Origin of the sequence: Streptomyces sp. Y7, from assembly GCF_043195415.1 — a bacterium.
Taxonomy (GTDB): Bacteria; Actinomycetota; Actinomycetes; order Streptomycetales; family Streptomycetaceae; genus Streptomyces.
Genome location: NZ_JBIDDQ010000018.1, coordinates 138,552 through 154,387, shown reverse-complemented (window position 1 = coordinate 154,387; position 15,836 = coordinate 138,552). Strand labels below are relative to the sequence as shown.

General features: G+C 70.8%; 11 protein-coding genes. 1 reads left to right on the top strand and 10 read right to left on the bottom strand.

What is annotated here, in order from left to right; genetic code table 11:
- The first annotated feature begins 83 nt into the window (after positions 1 to 83).
- Positions 84 to 2,096: a calcium-binding protein gene (locus ACGFW6_RS32500; protein ID WP_393517947.1), complete on the top strand. Its 2,013-nt coding sequence runs from the start codon at positions 84 to 86 to the stop codon at positions 2,094 to 2,096.
- Positions 2,097 to 2,146: 50 nt separating this feature from the next.
- Here the strand turns inward: ACGFW6_RS32500 and ACGFW6_RS32495 are convergent, their stop codons facing one another.
- From ACGFW6_RS32495 to ACGFW6_RS32450, 10 genes are all read right to left on the bottom strand, one after another.
- Complete coding sequence (locus ACGFW6_RS32495) at positions 2,147 to 2,956, bottom strand: ABC transporter permease (protein WP_393517945.1); 810 nt, start codon at positions 2,954 to 2,956, stop codon at positions 2,147 to 2,149.
- A gap of 1 nt (position 2,957) precedes the next feature.
- On the bottom strand, positions 2,958 to 3,764 hold the full coding sequence (locus ACGFW6_RS32490; protein ID WP_393517943.1) for an ABC transporter permease: 807 nt from the start codon (positions 3,762 to 3,764) through the stop codon (positions 2,958 to 2,960).
- A complete protein-coding gene (locus ACGFW6_RS32485) occupies positions 3,764 to 4,771 on the bottom strand; it encodes an ATP-binding cassette domain-containing protein (RefSeq protein ID WP_393517941.1) in 1,008 nt (335 codons plus the stop codon). The genes ACGFW6_RS32490 and ACGFW6_RS32485 overlap by 1 nt, the downstream gene beginning before the upstream one ends.
- A gap of 137 nt (positions 4,772 to 4,908) precedes the next feature.
- Positions 4,909 to 7,782 carry a glycoside hydrolase family 2 TIM barrel-domain containing protein gene (locus tag ACGFW6_RS32480; protein ID WP_393517939.1) on the bottom strand — a complete coding sequence of 958 codons (2,874 nt, stop codon included), beginning with the start codon at positions 7,780 to 7,782 and terminating at the stop codon, positions 4,909 to 4,911.
- 12 nt (positions 7,783 to 7,794) lie between these two features.
- The gene (locus tag ACGFW6_RS32475; RefSeq protein ID WP_393517936.1) at positions 7,795 to 8,685 is read right to left on the bottom strand and encodes a carbohydrate ABC transporter permease; all 891 of its coding nucleotides are present in this window, start codon (positions 8,683 to 8,685) and stop codon (positions 7,795 to 7,797) included.
- Positions 8,682 to 9,647 (bottom strand): carbohydrate ABC transporter permease, encoded by a 966-nt coding sequence (locus ACGFW6_RS32470; RefSeq protein ID WP_393517934.1) that lies wholly within the window; start codon positions 9,645 to 9,647, stop codon positions 8,682 to 8,684. The genes ACGFW6_RS32475 and ACGFW6_RS32470 overlap by 4 nt, the downstream gene beginning before the upstream one ends.
- Before the next feature lie 20 nt (positions 9,648 to 9,667).
- Positions 9,668 to 10,933, bottom strand: a complete 1,266-nt coding sequence (locus ACGFW6_RS32465) for an ABC transporter substrate-binding protein (protein WP_393517932.1) — start codon at positions 10,931 to 10,933, stop codon at positions 9,668 to 9,670.
- A 231-nt stretch (positions 10,934 to 11,164) separates the two neighbouring features.
- Positions 11,165 to 13,024 carry a glycoside hydrolase gene (locus tag ACGFW6_RS32460; RefSeq protein ID WP_393517930.1) on the bottom strand — a complete coding sequence of 620 codons (1,860 nt, stop codon included), beginning with the start codon at positions 13,022 to 13,024 and terminating at the stop codon, positions 11,165 to 11,167.
- An 11-nt stretch (positions 13,025 to 13,035) separates the two neighbouring features.
- Positions 13,036 to 14,283: an ROK family transcriptional regulator gene (locus ACGFW6_RS32455; protein WP_393517928.1), complete on the bottom strand. Its 1,248-nt coding sequence runs from the start codon at positions 14,281 to 14,283 to the stop codon at positions 13,036 to 13,038.
- A gap of 175 nt (positions 14,284 to 14,458) precedes the next feature.
- Positions 14,459 to 15,712, bottom strand: coding sequence for an FAD-binding protein (locus tag ACGFW6_RS32450; protein ID WP_393517925.1), 1,254 nt, complete (start codon positions 15,710 to 15,712; stop codon positions 14,459 to 14,461).
- Between the last annotated feature and the right edge of the window lie 124 nt (positions 15,713 to 15,836).

Sequence of the window (15,836 nt, the reverse complement as noted above, 5' to 3'; positions counted from 1 at the left end):
CAGGGTGGAACTCTGCGGCCCAGTAAGCCGATTCGCCAGCCCGGCGTGCCCGGCCACCGCCCCCGCGTCCGGACTCTTGCGCCATGTCCATCATTGATTCCCTGCGGGGAACCTCACGCGCTCTGGCCGCCTCGGTCATGGCGCTGGCGTTCGTCGTCGCCGCACCGCACGGCGCGTTCGCCGCACCCGGTGACCTGGACGCCACGTTCGGCACCGGGGGCCGGGTCAGCATCACCACGGCCACCTACGCCGAGGGCGAGGACGTGGCCGTCCAGCCCGACGGCAAGATCGTCTCGGTCGGGTGGGAGCAGAGCACGGGCGCTGCCGACTTCGCCCTGACGCGGCACAACCCCGACGGCAGCCTCGACACCACCTTCGGCGGCGGCGACGGCGAGGTGCTGACCGACTTCGAGGGCGGCGACGACGTCGGTGGCGGCGTGGCGATCCAGCCCGACGGGAAGATCGTCGTGGTCGGCCGCCACCAGGAGACCGACGACGAGTTCGCGGGTTGCTGCTGGTTCACGGTGGCCCGCTACAACGCCGACGGCAGCGTCGACACGTCCTTCGGGGGCGGCGACGGATGGGTCAGCCCCGGCCTGGCCGCCGGGGCCGAGGACGCCGCCGGAGTCGCGGTGCAGCCCGACGGGAAGATCGTCGCCGGAGCCTACGCCGGCGGCTGGTTCGCGGTCCTGCGCTTCCTGCCGGACGGAAGCCCGGACGGCACCTTCGGCGGGGGTGACGGCATCACCACGACCGACTTCTCCGGCACGGGCGGCGGCGGAGCGTCCGCGCAGGACCTGGCCCTCCAGCCGGACGGGAAGATCGTCATGGCCGGCTACGCGGGCGAGAGCTTCTTCGACTTCGCCGTGGCGCGCTACAACTCCGACGGCAGCCCGGACACCACCTTCAGCGGCGACGGCAAGGTCACCACGGACCTCGGCGGATACAACTGGGGCCAGTCCGTGGCCGTTCAGTCGACCGGCAGGATCATCGTCGCCGGACAGAGCGCGGACCGCTTCGCACTCGTGCGCTACAACGTCGACGGCAGCCGCGACCTGGGCTTCGGCACCGGTGGTCTCGCCACCACGGACTTCGGCGGCACGGCCGGCGTGCGGGACCTCGTGGTGCAGCCCGACGACCGGATCCTCGCCGGCGGCGCCGGACAGGCGGGCGACTTCCTGCTCGCCCGCTTCGACGCGGACGGCGCACTCGACACCGGGTTCGGCACGGGCGGCCGCGTCACCACCGACTTCGGCGCGGCCGACCGGTTGAACGCCCTCGCCGCGCAGAGCGACGGCAAGGTCGTCGCCTTCGGCAACAGCGGCTTCAGCGGACTGCGGGTGATGGCCCGTTACCTCGGCGGCGCCGGCACTCCGCCCCCGCCGCCCCCCGGAGTCGACCTGTCGGTCACCAAGACCGGCACCGGCGCCCTCAGCCTCGGCGACCGCGCCACCTTCACCGTGACGGTCGTCAACAACAGCACCACCACCTCGGCCACCGGCGTCACCCTCACCGACACGGTCACCGGCCCGGCGGCCACCGTCGTCTCGGCCACCCCGGGCCAGGGCACCTGCACCACCTCCGCCACCGGAGCGAGCTGCGCACTCGGCACGCTCGCCGCCGGCGCCCGCACCACGGTGACGGTCGTCGTCGAACCCAGAGCCACCGGCACCCTCACCGACCGGGCCACCGCGAGCGCGGCGCAGACCGACCCGGACACCGCCAACAACACGGCCACGGCGCCCACCGCGGTCAACAACGCCCGCGGCTGCACCCGGATCGGCACCAGCGGCAACGACACCATGACCGGCACCAGCGGCACCGACGTCATGTGCGGCCTCGGCGGCAACGACACGATCAACGCCGGCTCCGGCACCGACACGGTGTACGGCGACTTCGGCGACGACCGTGTCGACGGCGGCCTGAACAACGACGTCCTCACCGGCGGCCCCGGCAACGACACCCTGCTCGGCAACTCCGGGAACGACCGGCTCGACACCATCGACAACGTCCCGGCCAACGACACCGCCAACGGCGGCCTGGGCCTGGACACCTGCACGACGGATGCCGGGGACGTGCGGATCAGCTGCCCGTAGGCACCCCGCCCCGTACCGGCCGGCACCCCCCCCGGGTGCCGGCCGGACCGCTATCCGTTCACCCCCGTGTAGTGCCCGAGCGCCCACCGCCACAGCCCCCGGGCCCCCAGATACGCCACCAGCCCCAGCAGCGGCGACGCTGCCGCCAGCCAGTACGGAACGGCCGTGTCGTGGCCCGTGAGGACCGCCGCGGGGAAGTACGCGACGAACGCGAGCGGCAGGGCGAAGGTGAGGAAGCCGCCCACCGCCTTCGGCAGGACGTTCAGCGGGTAGCTGCCGAAGGTACCGAGGAGTTCCTCCAGCCAGCGGCCCCAGTAGTCGGCGGCGGGGTAGCGCAGGCACGCGGAGGCCACGGCCGTGAACAGGGCCGCCTCCAGCAGCATGCCGCCGATCACCGCGGCGATCAGGTATGCCGTGCGGCCCGCCGACCAGTCCGGGCCGCTGCGGCCGAGCGCGCCCGCCATCAGGCCGGCCGCGACCGTCAGATCACCGATCGCGTTGGTGGGGAAGTAGTCGAGCTGGACCTGGCGGTGCACCGGCATCGGGCGCAGGAGGTAGATGTCGATCCGCCCCTCCTGGACCTGCCGGCCGATGAAGTGCACCCGGCCCAGCAGCAGCACGAACAGACCGTGCGCGAGCATCCGGATCGCCGGGATCAGCAGCACGTCCCCGCTGTCCCAGCCGCCCATCCCGGTGAACCGGGCCAGCAGCACCGTCGCGAACACGATCACCGACATCTGCCAGATCGCGCCGATCGCGATGTTCAGCAGGAACTCCGTGCGGTACTCCATCGCGGCACGGATGTTGAGCAGCGAGATGCGCCACACGACGCGCAGGGATCTCACGGCCTTCGACGTCATCTCAGCCTCCCTGCGCGATCACGCGCCGCGCGGCCCGCCGCCACACCCCACGGGTGCACAGCGCCAGCACCAGCACCCAGGCCGCCTGGACCGCCAACTGGGCGCCTGCGTCCGGCAGTCCGATCCGGCCGACGTAGATCGACAGCGGCACGCTCAGCGTCGCCTGGAAGGGCAGGAAGCCGCTCAGCGTGCGGAACCAGTCCGGGAAGAACCACAGCGGCGCGTACACCCCCGACATCAGGTTCTGCGCGAAGATCAGGATCAGCATCGCGGAGTTGTTGCGGAGGGTGAAGAAGCAGAGCTGGTCGAGCAGGAGCATGACGTAGTACAGGACCCACTGGCCCAGCAGCATGCTCAGCGCGAACACCCCCGCCACTGCCGCGGACCGGGGCGGCTCGACCACCCCCGCGGCCAGGCAGATCACATAGCCGGACAGCGCCCACGCGAGGCCGTACAGCTGCTCGCCGAGGGCGCGCAGGGCGTAGTAGCGCTGGGGCGGCAGCGGACGCAGGTACCAGTAGACGATCGTGCCGAAGTGCATGTGCTGGAGGACCGTGTCCCGGCCCGCGTGCTGGTCCAGCTCCCGCAGCCGGGAGGCGAGTACGGCCAGCACGGCGTACGTCACCGCCTGTTCGCGGGTCAGTCCGGCGGTGGTACCGGTCTGCGCGTACAGGCCGCGCCACAGCGACGCCACCAGGACCACCTGGACGGTGAGCCGCAGCAGGACGGCCGTCATCCGGGGCGGGGTGTGCAGCTCGCCGAGCGGGGTGACACGTGCCGCCCGCCAGCCGTGCAGGACGGAGGCCATCAGGCTCCCTCCACCGCGGGACCGGCGTGCACGTACGCGGCCCGCATCACGTCCTCCAGGTCCGCCTCGTCCAGGGCGAGATCCGTCACCTCGTACCGTTCGATGACCTGCTTCAGCGCCCGGTGCACGGTCGGCGCGTCGGGGCCGTCCGGACCGAAGACGGCCTGCGGGCCCTCGCGGCGCAGCAGCGCGACGCCCGGCAGGTGGCCGACCTCGGTGTGCGGGTCGGCCAGCGTCACCCGCACCTGCCAGGTCGAGCCGAACCTGCGGCGGATCTCGTCGAGGGTGCCGTCCAGGACGAGCCGGCCGTGGTTGATCAGCACGACCCGCTCGGCGAGCCGCTCGACCTCCGTCATGTCGTGGGTGGTGAGCAGGACCGTACGGCCGCGCTGCTCCACCTGGTGCCGCAGGAACTCGCGCACCTGCTCCTTGACCACCACGTCCATGCCGATCGTCGGCTCGTCGAGGAAGACGACCGGAGGGTCGTGCAGCAGGGCGGCGGCCAGGTCGGAGCGCACGCGCTGGCCGAGGGAGAGATGGCGGACCCGGGTGTCCCAGAAGGAGGAGAGGTCGAGGAGGTCGTCGAACTCCGCGAGCCGTGCCGCGTGTTCGGTCTTCGGGACCTCGTAGATGTCGCGCAGGATCGCGAACGACTCGCGCACCGGGAGGTCCCACCACAGCTGGGTGCGCTGCCCGAACACCGTCCCGATGTTGCGGGCGTTGCGCTCGCGTTCCTCGTACGGCACGACGCCCGCGACCCGGGCCTCGCCGGCGCTGGGCGTGAGGATGCCCGTGAGCATCTTGATGGTGGTGGACTTGCCGGCGCCGTTCGGGCCGAGCAGGGCGAGGAGTTCGCCCGGAGCGACGCGGAAGGTCACGTCGCGGACCGCGTGTTTGGCGACCTTCTCCGGATTGACCAGCGAGCGGAGCGCGCCGCCGAAGCCGGGGCGGCGGACGGTGGTGTGGAAGGTCCGGGACAGGCCACGAACCTCGATGCTGCCCACCAAGTGGCATCAACTCCCTTGCAGAAGAGCGCAAGTCGCGGCCGGCCGGCAAGGCTGCCGGCCGGCCGCGGGCGACGTCACGACGCTTTCGGAAAGTCGATCAATCGGTCAATCGATTTATGGTTGCCGCCTTGTGATCTTCACTCGGTGGCCGAGAACACGAACGAGAACTCCGCCGGCCGGGCCTCGAGGAAGTACTGCGGCAGCGGGCCCGGACCGCAGGACTGCGAGCCGATGCCGTGCTGGCCGTGGTCGAGGTTGACCCACACCGTGTCGCCCGGCACCAGATCGGTGAGGTGCCGCGCGGCGTCCAGCTGTTCGCTGGTCCAGCGCCGCGCGCTGAACCAGAACTCCGGCTCGCCCTCGACCCGCAGACCGCCGAGCTCCACCCAGCGGACGTCGGACCTGGCGCCGTTCTCCTGCGGGCGGACGTACGGCGTCTGGAGCTCCTCGATCTCCGCGTCCCACACCAGGGCCTTCGCCGCGGCCCTGGTGTCCGGATACGCCTCGCCGCCGCTGCCGAACCAGGACGCGAACCCGACGGAGTCCGCCGGCAGTCCGAACCGCACGCCGAGCCGGGGCAGCGGCACCTTCCACTCGCCCTCGGGGACGACCGAGACGGTCAGACGCAGCCGGGTCCCGTCGGACGTCCAGCGGTACTCCGTGCGCAGGCCCACGTCCCGGGCGGCGGGCGCCACCCTGGTCCGTACGGTCAGCGCGTCGGCAGCCGCCTCCACGCCCTCCAGCCGGTGCCGCATCCGGTGCAGGCCCAGCTTCCGCCACAGCGTGCCCCAGCGGGTGTCGTCCTGCCACGAGGCGCCCTCGTCGTTGTCGGTGGGCGCACGCCACACGTCCAGGCGCGGACCGATGACGTCCACCCCGCCGACGGACCGCAGGGCGCCGGTACGGGCGTCGAACGTGGCCGGACCGAGCACGATCAGGTCGCCGGTGGCCGTGGGCCCGGCACCGGTGGCCGAGGCCAGGGGCGCCCGCGGCACGACCGTCCGCTGCGCCCACGCCACCTCATGGCCCCGCTCCGCCCACGGCGTGTCGGCGGCCAGCAGCGCCCGGACCGTCCATCCGACCTCGGCACCTTCGCCGTCGGGAGCGGCGGCCGGCAGCTTGACCTCGGCCGACTCACCCGGCGCGAGCGGCGGCACGGCCAGCGTGTGCGCACCCGTGGACGTCCCGTCCACCTGGTACGAGAACTCGAACTCCAGATGCGCGAGGTCGGCGAAGTCGTACGCGTTGGTCACCCGTACGGCACCGTCGGTGCCCTCGATCCGCACCGGCTCGATGACCTTCTTGTACTCGACGAGCCCGGGGGAGGGCCGCCGGTCCGGGAAGAGCAGCCCGTCGCAGACGAAGTTGCCGTCGTGCAGCTCCTCACCGAAGTCGCCGCCGTAGGCGAAGCCCAGCTCGGGGTGGCGGACGCCGTGGTCGATCCACTCCCAGATGAACCCGCCCTGGAGCCGGTCGTGGCGCTCGAAGATCTCCTGGTAGTCCGCGATGCCGCCGGGGCCGTTGCCCATGGCGTGCCCGTACTCGCACTGGATGAAGGGCAGTTCGCGCCGCCTGCCGGTACCGCCGTCCAGGTGCCGGCCGATCCGCTCGACCTCGGCGTGGGAGGCGTACATCCGCGAGTACACGTCGGTGTCGCGGCAGTTCCAGTCGCCCTCGTAGTGGACCAGGCGGGAGGCGTCCCGGCCGTGGATCCACTCGGCCATCGCGGTCAGCCCCCGGCCGGTGCCGGCCTCGTTGCCCAGGGACCAGAACACGATCGAGGGGTGGTTCTTGTCGCGCTCGACCATCCGGGCGGCGCGGTCCAGCAGGGCCGGCGTCCAGCGGTCGTCGTCGACGGGGTTGTCGCGCCAGCCCTGCTCGGTGAAGCCGTGGGTCTCCAGGTCGCACTCGTCGATGACCCACAGGCCGTACTCGTCGCACAGGTCGAGGAAGGCCGGGTGCGGCGGATAGTGCGAGGTCCGCACCGCGTTGAGGTTGTGCCGCTTCATCAGCAGCACGTCCTCGCGCATGGTCTCCACATCCAGCGCGCGGCCCCGCTCGGGGTGCCACTCGTGCCGGTTGACGCCCTTGAACAGGACCGCCTTGCCGTTGACCTTGATCAGACCGTCCGCCAGGGCGACGGTACGGAAACCGATGCGCAGCGGCACGCGCTCACCCGCGGTGATCAGCTCGCCGTCGTACAGCTTCGGGCTCTCCGCCGACCACGGCTCGACCGCGACGGTGACCGGCTCGCCGGTGGCGACATCGATGTCGAGGGCGGGCACGGACACCCGCCCGTCGACGTCGGAGTCGACGCGCAGGGTGCCCTCGCCCGTGGTGTGGTCGTAGGAGGCGTGCACGAAGAAGTCGCCCGCCGCGCCCACCGGGCGGTGCAGCAGGGTGACGTCACGGAAGATGCCGGGCAGCCACCACTGGTCCTGGTCCTCCAGGTAGGAGCCCGCCGACCACTGGTGCACGCGGACGGCGAGCACGTTGCCGGCGGGCTTCAGCAGGGCGCCGACCGCGAACTCGTGCGGCAGGCGGGAGCCCTTGAACTCGCCGAGCTCGGTGCCGTTGAGCCAGACGCGGGCGCAGGACTCGACGCCGTCGAAACGCAGCACGACGTCGCCGTCGTCGAGGGCGGGCCAGTCGTCCGGCAGGTCGAAGGCCCGCAGATGGTCGCCGGTCGGGTTCTCCGTCGGGACGTGCGGCGGGTCCACCGGGAAGGGGTAGAGGTGGTTGGTGTAGATCGGCGCACCGAACGCGCCGTCGCCCTGGAGGACCCAGTGGCCCGGGACCGTGATCTCGGCCCAGTCCGCGGCGTCGTAACCCTGTGCGGCGAAGGAGTCGTCCTCGGCGTCGGCGGTCGCCGACAGCCTGAAGCGCCAGTCGCCGTTCAGGGACAGGGACTGCGCGTTCGAGGCGGCCACCCGGGCGCGGGGCGCCAGGGCCCCGCGGCCGGGTGCGACGTCCTCGACGTAGTCGACGGTTCGGGTAGTGCGGAAAGACATCTGTCTCCTTGCTCAGCCCTTGATACCGGTCTGTGCGATCCCCTGTACCAGCCAGCGCTGAAGGAAGAGGAACACGAACAACAAGGGCAGGATAGAAATCGCTGTCGCCATGAAGATCTGGTGGAAGACGACCGTCTGGCCGGTCGTGTACGACGAGAGCGCGACCTGCACGGTCCACGCGCCGGGGTCCTGGCCGATGACCAGCGGCCACAGGAAGGAGTTCCAGCCGTTGATGAAGGTGATGGTGGCGATCGCGGCGAAGAAGTTCAGCGAGTTCGGCACCACGACACGCCAGTACGCGCCCCAGTAGCCGAGCCCGTCCACGCGCGCCGCCTCCTCCAGCTCCTTGGGGAACCCCAGGAAGTACTGCCGGAAGAGGAAGCAGGTGAAACCACTGAACAGGCCCGGGACGATGAGACCCCGGTAACTGTCCACCCAGCCGAGTGACGAGACCAGCACGAAGCTGGGGACGAACGTCACGGCGGTGGGGACCATGAGGGTGCCCAGCACGACGTAGAACACCTTGTTGGCGTGCCGGTACGGGATGCGGGCCAGGCCGTAGCCGGCCAGCGAGCACACCAGCAGGACGCCGGCGGTGTGCAGCACGGCGACGACCGTGGAGTTCCACAGCGACCGGGCGAAGGGCACCGAGGAGTCGTCGAACGGGGAGGTGACGTTGCCCCACTGGACGTCCGTGGGGAAGAACGTCCAGTTCTCCCCGGTGATCTGGGCGTCCGTGGACAGGGCGTTGCGCACCAGGATGTAGAACGGCACCAGGAACAGCAGGGCGGCGACGCCGGTGGCCAGGTAGAGGCCGGTGTTGGCCATCACGCCGCCGCGCCCGGTGCGGCGGGGCCCGCGGTCCCGGGCGGTCCTGCGAATGTCGGGCGTGGTGGTGGTCACTTGGACTCGTCCCCCCTTCCGAAGCCCATGAGCTTGCCCTGGAACAGGGTCACGACACAGATCAGCACGGTCAGGATCACGGCCCCCGCGCTGCCGGCGCCGTAGTCCTGGTTCTCGCCCAGGGCCTTCAGATACAGCTCGACCAGCGGCGGGCGGCCCCAGGTCGTCTTGTCCAGCAGGTTGTAGAACTCGTCGAAGGCCTGGTAGGCGGCGACGAGCAGCAGCAGGATCACGGCCGTCGAAGTGGCCCGCAGCTGGGGCAGCGTGATGTACCGGAAGGTCTGCCAGCCCCGCTTGGCGCCGTCGATGGCCGCCGCCTCGTACAGCTCGGCCGGGATGTTCTGGAGCGCCGCGATGAACAGGATCATGTAGAAGCCGGACTGGAGCCACAGCCGGGCCGTGACGATGACCAGCCAGTACCAGGGCGGGTTGGGATCGGCGAGCCAGGCGATGTTCTCGATCCCGAACCAGCCGAGGACCGTGTTCATCAGACCGAAGCGGACACCGCTGAAGATGGACATCTTCCAGATCAGCGCCGCGGCGACATAGCTGACCGCGGTCGGCAGGAAGAACACCGACCGGAAGAACGCCCGCATGAACCGCAGGCGGTTCACCAGCAGCGCCAGTCCCAGCGAGAGCGCCCAGGTGGTGGGCACGATGAACGCGGCGAAGACCGTGAAGGTGCCGAGCGAGCCGACGAAGTCGTCGTTCGTCAGCATGTGCCGGTAGTTGTCCAGGCCGATGAACTTCTCCGGCGTGACCGTGAACCGCGCCTCGAAGAAGCTGAGGTAGACGCTCCAGCCGATCGGGACGTAGATGAAGATCGCCAGCCCGATGAGGAACGGCCCGGTGAAGAGCCAGAAGTTGAAGGTGCTGCTGCCCCGCAGTCCCCGCCGCGACCTGGCCGGGGAGGCCTTGGCCGGGGCGGGGCTCGCGAGGTCGAGCTCGGAGGTCGTCGACATGTCGTGGTCCGTCCGCCGGCCTATCCGAAGAGCTTCTTCAGCTCGCGCTCGACGGCCGCGTCGGCCTTGTCGAGGGCCGCCTCGGGGTCACCGCCCTTGCGGACGCAGTTGGCGAAGACGTCCTCCAGCGCGGTGATCATGGCCTGGGTCCAGCCGATGTTGTCGAAGTGCCCGTACTCGTTGAAGAGCTTCACACCCTCGGCCGGCAGCCCGGACTTCAGCTTGGTGGCCTGTTCGGCGATCGAGGTGCGCGGCGGTATGTGGAAGCCGTACGAGGTGGCCCAGTCCTCCTGGTACTCCTTCTGGTCGATCCACAGCCACTTCACGTACTCCTTGGCCGCGTCGACGTTCTTGCCCTTGGCGTTGACGAACATCGACCAGCCGCCGTTGTAGACGGAGGGCTTGCCGTCGTCGGTGACCTTGGGGAAGGGGAAGATGCCGATGTCGTCGCCGAGGGTCTGCTGGAACTGGGGCATGGCCCACATCCCGCAGAACTGCATCGCGCACAGGCCCTGGTTGAGGGCGGAGGGATCCCAGTAGTCGGTCGGGGCGCCCAGCAGCAGGTCGCCGCTGGTGAACAGCGTGCGCATCCTCTTCAGGCCGTCGACGACGCCGTCCGTGTGGTAGGCGATCCGGTTCTTGTCGTCGAGGGTGTCGGCGCCCGCGGACCAGATCATCGGGTTGATCACGGCGTGCAGGTCGTTGCCGAGGTACAGGCCCTTGACCTTGCCGGTGGTGAGCTTGGCGGCGGCCTCGATCAGCTCGTCCAGGGTCTCCGGAACCTGCACGCCCGCCTTCTCGAAGAGCGAGGGGCGGTAGAAGAAGAACTGCGGGTCGTCGATCATGCGGACGCCGTACGTCTTCCCGTCGACCGTGTGGGAGGCGATGTCGGCCGGGTTGAAGTCGTCCTTGACCGGTTCGATGAGGTCGGTCAGGTCCGCGACCTGGCCGCTCCTGACCATCTGGATCTGCGGGTGGAACTCGAACAGGTCGGGCGCGTTGTCGGTGAGCAGCGTCGCGAAGAGCTTGTTCTCGAAGTCGGCGGCGGTGATCCACTGGGTGGTCACGTTCGCGTCCTTGTAGGCCTTGGCGTACTTCTTGACGGCCTGCTCGGTGCCGGCCTCGCCGTAGGCGTGGAAGTACTGGTTGAGGCTGACGCCCGAACCGGACCCGCCGCCGCGCCCGTTGTTGCCGCCGCACGCGGCGAGCCCGCCGGCGGCGGCCAGGCCCAGCGCGGCCCGCAGTGCGGTCCGGCGGCTGAAGTTGCTGTTGCTCGGTGCCGACATGATGACGTCCTTGTCTCGAGTGCGGCTGCGGCGATGCGCCCCAGGCTGAAGCGGCTCAGCGTCAGATGGCTCGAAGGGGGGTGCGGTGCGGGACGTTAACCTTCGGCTAAGGCTTCGGCAAGGGGTTGGACGAAGTCTGCACGAAGCGTTGTCCGGCGTTCGGGATACCGGACGTCAGGGGGTGCGGATCGCCGCTCCGGGGATCCGCAACCCCCTTGGCCGTGAGGGGGGTTACCGGCGCAGCCAGACCTGGTTGGCGCCCCCGTTGCAGGTGTACGTGCCCACCTTGCTGCCGTCGGCCGTCGCCTGCCCGCCGACGTCGAGGCACCGGCCCGAAGCCTCGCTGACGATCTGCCCGTTCGCGTTCAGCAGCCACCGCTGCCCGGCGTCACCGGTGAAGCCGGCGGTGGCCGTGAGCCCGGAACTTGCAGCCGTCAGATAGCCGTTGGGGCCCTTCAGCGCACCCCGGCCGTCGTAGGACCATGTCTGCCCGGCGCCGCCCGTGCAGGTGCCGATGACGGCGCCCGAGGCGTCCGCCGTCAGGCACTTGCCCGACTGGCCGCCCTGCCAGGCACCGGTCACGGCCGACGTGGCGGCACGCGGCCGCTGGTCGAGGACGTACGTGGTGATGGACCGGGCCGGAAGCGTCGCCGACACCGTGCCGCCCCTGACCGAGGGCCGCGCGACATGCGCCCAGTTCTCGTCGGCCGACGTACGGACCGCCTGGGCGGCGCGCAGCGGCGACTTGCTGTTGAAGTGCAGGTTCAGATCGGTGCCGGTGGTGTTGTGGTTGTTGACCACGACCACCCATGTGCCGTTGCGGTCGTAGGCGGAGGCCTCCACACCGTCCGGCAGACCTGTCACGTTGTGCATGACCGAGCCGGGCTTCACGAACTTGCTGTACTGGCCGAGCGCGTAGTACCGCTTGGTGAAGTACAGCGTCTGGTTGCCGTTCTTCGCGTAGTCCGGGTCGTAGTAGATCAGGCCGTCGTTCCAGCCCTGGTCGTTCCTGGCGAGCGGGTCGGAGCCGATCATCTCCGACAGCGCCACCCACCAGTGGAACGCCGAGTCGTGCGCGGTCGCGAAGTCCTTGTAGATGATCCGGGACAGGTTCAGACCGCCGTCGATCGTGGGGTCGTACTCCTGCGCCCAGCCCGTGCCGCCCTTGCCGAAGCAGCAGATCTCCGTCGACCAGGAGGTTCTGCCCACCGACTTCGACGTCTCGTACACCCTCGCGCGGTCGGCGTCGGAGGGGTTGTCGTAGGTGTGGTGGGCCAGCTTGTCGACGTACTGCGCGGTGCCGGGCTCGTTGATCCAGCGCGGTACCTCGTCGTTGAACTTCACTGTGCTGGTCGACTCGTCGGCGATGATGCCGGTCCGCTGCCCCCGCGCCCGCTGCTCGGCGCCGAGCGCCCGCACGATGTCGTCGCGCTGCGGGACGTCGACGAGCATGCCCTCCTGGCCGCAGGAGTCGAAGCTGTTCGTCGGCTCGTTGAAGGGGCTGATGTAGTCGAACCTCACGCCCTGCTGCGCGAAGTGGTCGGTGACGTCGGCGACGTACTTCGCGAAGTCCTGCTCGTTCTCGGCCTTCAGATGGCCGCCGCAGCTCCTGCCGTTGGTCTTCCACTCGGCGGGCGCGCTGTTGACGAAGCCGATCAGGTCCTCGACGCCGTACTTCGCGGCGGCGTACAGGAACGTACGGCCCGCCTCGTCCTTGCTCCAGTCGTACGAGCCGTCGTCCTCGCGGAAGTCCTCGGGGGCGCGCGGTGCGTAGGTCACGCCCGTGCCGCCACCGCCGATGTTGTAGCGGTAGGCGCTCAGGTCCAGGCCGTCGGGGGCGAACAGCAGCCTGGCCACCCGGGCCCGGACCTTCGGGTCGAAGTTCTTCAGGTCGTTGACCCACCAGGCGCCCGAGGCACCGATGTTGTCGATGGCCTGCGCGGCGTGCGGGGAGACCTCGGCCGCCGGAGCGGCGGCGGCGCCCGCGGGCGGGGCGGATATGACGGGGCCCGCGACGACCAGCGCGGCGGCGGCCGTCAGCAGGACCGATCTGCGGGGGTGGGGGTTCCTGCGGGGGAGAGTCACGTGCATCCCTTCCGTCGTCACGAAGGTGGTGCGGTACGGCTCCTTGCGGGGGTGGTGCGTGGTGCGGCGGTCCTCTGGCCCACGGTCTGCAGCGCCCCTTCGAGCGCGAACGTGGCCGCGCCCAGGCACACCGGGTCGGTGGGGATGGCGGAGAGGACGATCTCGGTGGCGGCCAGCGGCCGCCTCAGCGCGTGCCGGGCGACGGCCTCGCGCACCTCGTGCAGCAGCGGTTCACCGAGCGCGGCGGCGACCCAGCTGCTGAGCACGACGACTTCGGGGTTGAACAGGTTCACCAGGTCGGCGATCCCGGCGCCCAGATAGCGGGCCGTGTCCCGGACCACCTTCAGCGCCACCGGGTCGTGCGCCGCGACCCCGCGGGCCAGCGCGTCGATCGTCGCCGTCTGGTCCTCCGGGTGCAGCAGCGCGCTCTCCGCGGCCAGCTCCCGCAGGTTCACCATGATTCCGGGGGCGCCGACATACGTCTCCACGCAGCCGTGGTTGCCGCAGTGGCACAGCCGCCCGTCCAGCACGAGCGTCGTGTGACCCCACTCGCCGGCGCTGTTGCTCACGCCCCGGTGCAGTCCGCCGCCGAGCAGGAGGCCCGCGCCCACGCCGGTGCCGAGGTTGACCACCACGGCGTCCCCGCGCCCGCGCGCGGCCCCGAACCACAGCTCGGCCACCGCGCTGGCGCGCAACGGGTTGTCCATGTACAGCGGGTAGGCGATGTGCTCGGCGAGCAGGTCGAGCAGCGGCACGTCGTGCCAGTCCCAGTTGGGCGCGTACTCGGCGACTCCGGTGTCCCGGTCCACCTGCCCCGGCACGCTCACCCCGACACCGAGCACCCGCGCGCCCTCCACCCCGGCCTGCGCCACCACCGAGCCGACGGCGGCGGCGACATGGCCGACCACCTGCTCGGGGCGGCTCTCGCCGGGGCGCATGTCCTCGTCGGCGCGGGCCAGGACGTTCAGCGCGAGATCGAACAGCTCGACCCGGACGTACGTCTCCGCGATGTCGACGCCGATCAGGGCGCCACCGGACGCGTTGACCGCCACGAGCCCCCGGGGGCGGCCGCCCGCCGAGTCCTCGAAGCCGACCTCCGTGATCATCCGGAGGTCGAGCAGCTCACCCACGAGCGTGGCGACCGTGGCGAGACTGAGCCCGGTGGCGGCCGCCAGCTCCTGCCGGGAGGTGGGCGACGCGGCGATGATCTGGCGCAGCACCTCGTAGCGGTTCGCCGTGCGGATGTCACGTGATGTGCGCTTCACCGGGTGCCCCCGTCCCTTCGCTCCGGCCGGGTCGTCGTCGGCACCGGCGCGGCGCAAGGCTATGGTGTGCGGCGGACTTTCGACAAGGGGTTAGGAAAGGGGCTGTAGAAAGTCTTTCCGCTGGAAGCGCCAGGGGTGGGGGACCGGCGAGTATCAGTCGCGGGTCAGGCGCGCGTCAGGCGCCGAGGATATCCCGCACGAACGCGTTGGCGAACTTGCCCGCCGGGTCCAGCTCCCGCGCCAGCGCCCGGAAGTCGGCCAGCCTCGGATACCGGCCCCGTACGACCTCGGCGGGCATCGCGAACACCTTCCCCCAGTGCGGCCGTGGCGCGAAGGGGGTCAGCGCCTCCTCCAGCCGGCGCACCACCGGCAGCACGGCCGCGGTGTCCTCGACCCAGGTGAAGTGCAGGGCCACCGTGTCCCGTCCGCAGGCCGGGCTCAGCCACTGCTCGTCGGCCGCGACCAGGCGCACCTCGCACGTCTGGAGCACGGGAGCGACGGTCGCCCGGATCGCGTCGACCGCGTGCAGCGCGTCCAGGGCGTGCTCGCGCGCCAGCAGATACTCCGACTGGAGCTCCGCCCCACTGCTCGGGGTGAACTCCGCCCGGAAGTGCGGCAGTCGCTCGTGCCACGGGCCCGGTACCCCGAACTGCTCGGTGCAGTTGACCGCGGGCATCCCCGGCACGGGGTGCAGCTTCTCGGTAGCGGGCGCGGCCCACGGGAAGTCCGGCAGCGGCTGGTCGGTGCGCCGCTTGAGCCACACCTGCCGGAAGCCGGGCGCGCCCCAGTCGGTGAACAGGCTCACGCTGTACGCCGACGACATCACCGTCTCGAACGCCGCCCCGTCCAGCCCGTCCAGCGGCAGTTCGGTGAACAGGTGCTGCTCGACCTCGAAGGACGGCTCCAGGTCCAGGGTCAGCGCCGTGACGACCCCCAGGGCGCCCAACGAGGTGACGGCGCCGCCGAAGCGCGGGTCGTCGCGGCCGATGGTCACCATGGACCCGTCCGCCGCGACCAGCTCCACCTCCCGCACCGACGTGGCCAGCGGGCCGTTGCCGATGCCCGAGCCGTGGGTGCCCGTGGCGACCGAGCCGGCCACCGAGATGTGCGGCAGGGACGCCATGTTGGGCAGGGCGAGGCCGTGCGCGTGCACCGCGCGGGCGAGTTCGGCGTACCGTACGCCGCCCGAGACCCGCACCGTACGGGCCGCCCGGTCCACGTCGATCACCGCGGGCAGGCCGGCGATCGACAGCAGGACGCCCTCGGGACCCGGCTCGGCGATCTCGTTGAAGGAGTGCCCGCTGCCCAGCACCCGCACCCGCGCGCTTCCCGCGACCAGCGAGGCGACCGCGCCGACCGAGTACGGCCGGTGCAGCTCCTTGGCGGTGTACGTGATGTTGCCCGCCCAGTTGGTGATCGTCTCCGTCATCCTCGCCGTCCTCCAGGGTGAGTGCCCGCGTTGACCCTCTCATCCGCGGCTGCCTACCGTAGAGACCGTTTTCCACGGCCACCACACCCGCCCCACCGCAGCCCGCTCCACCTCATCCGTTCCG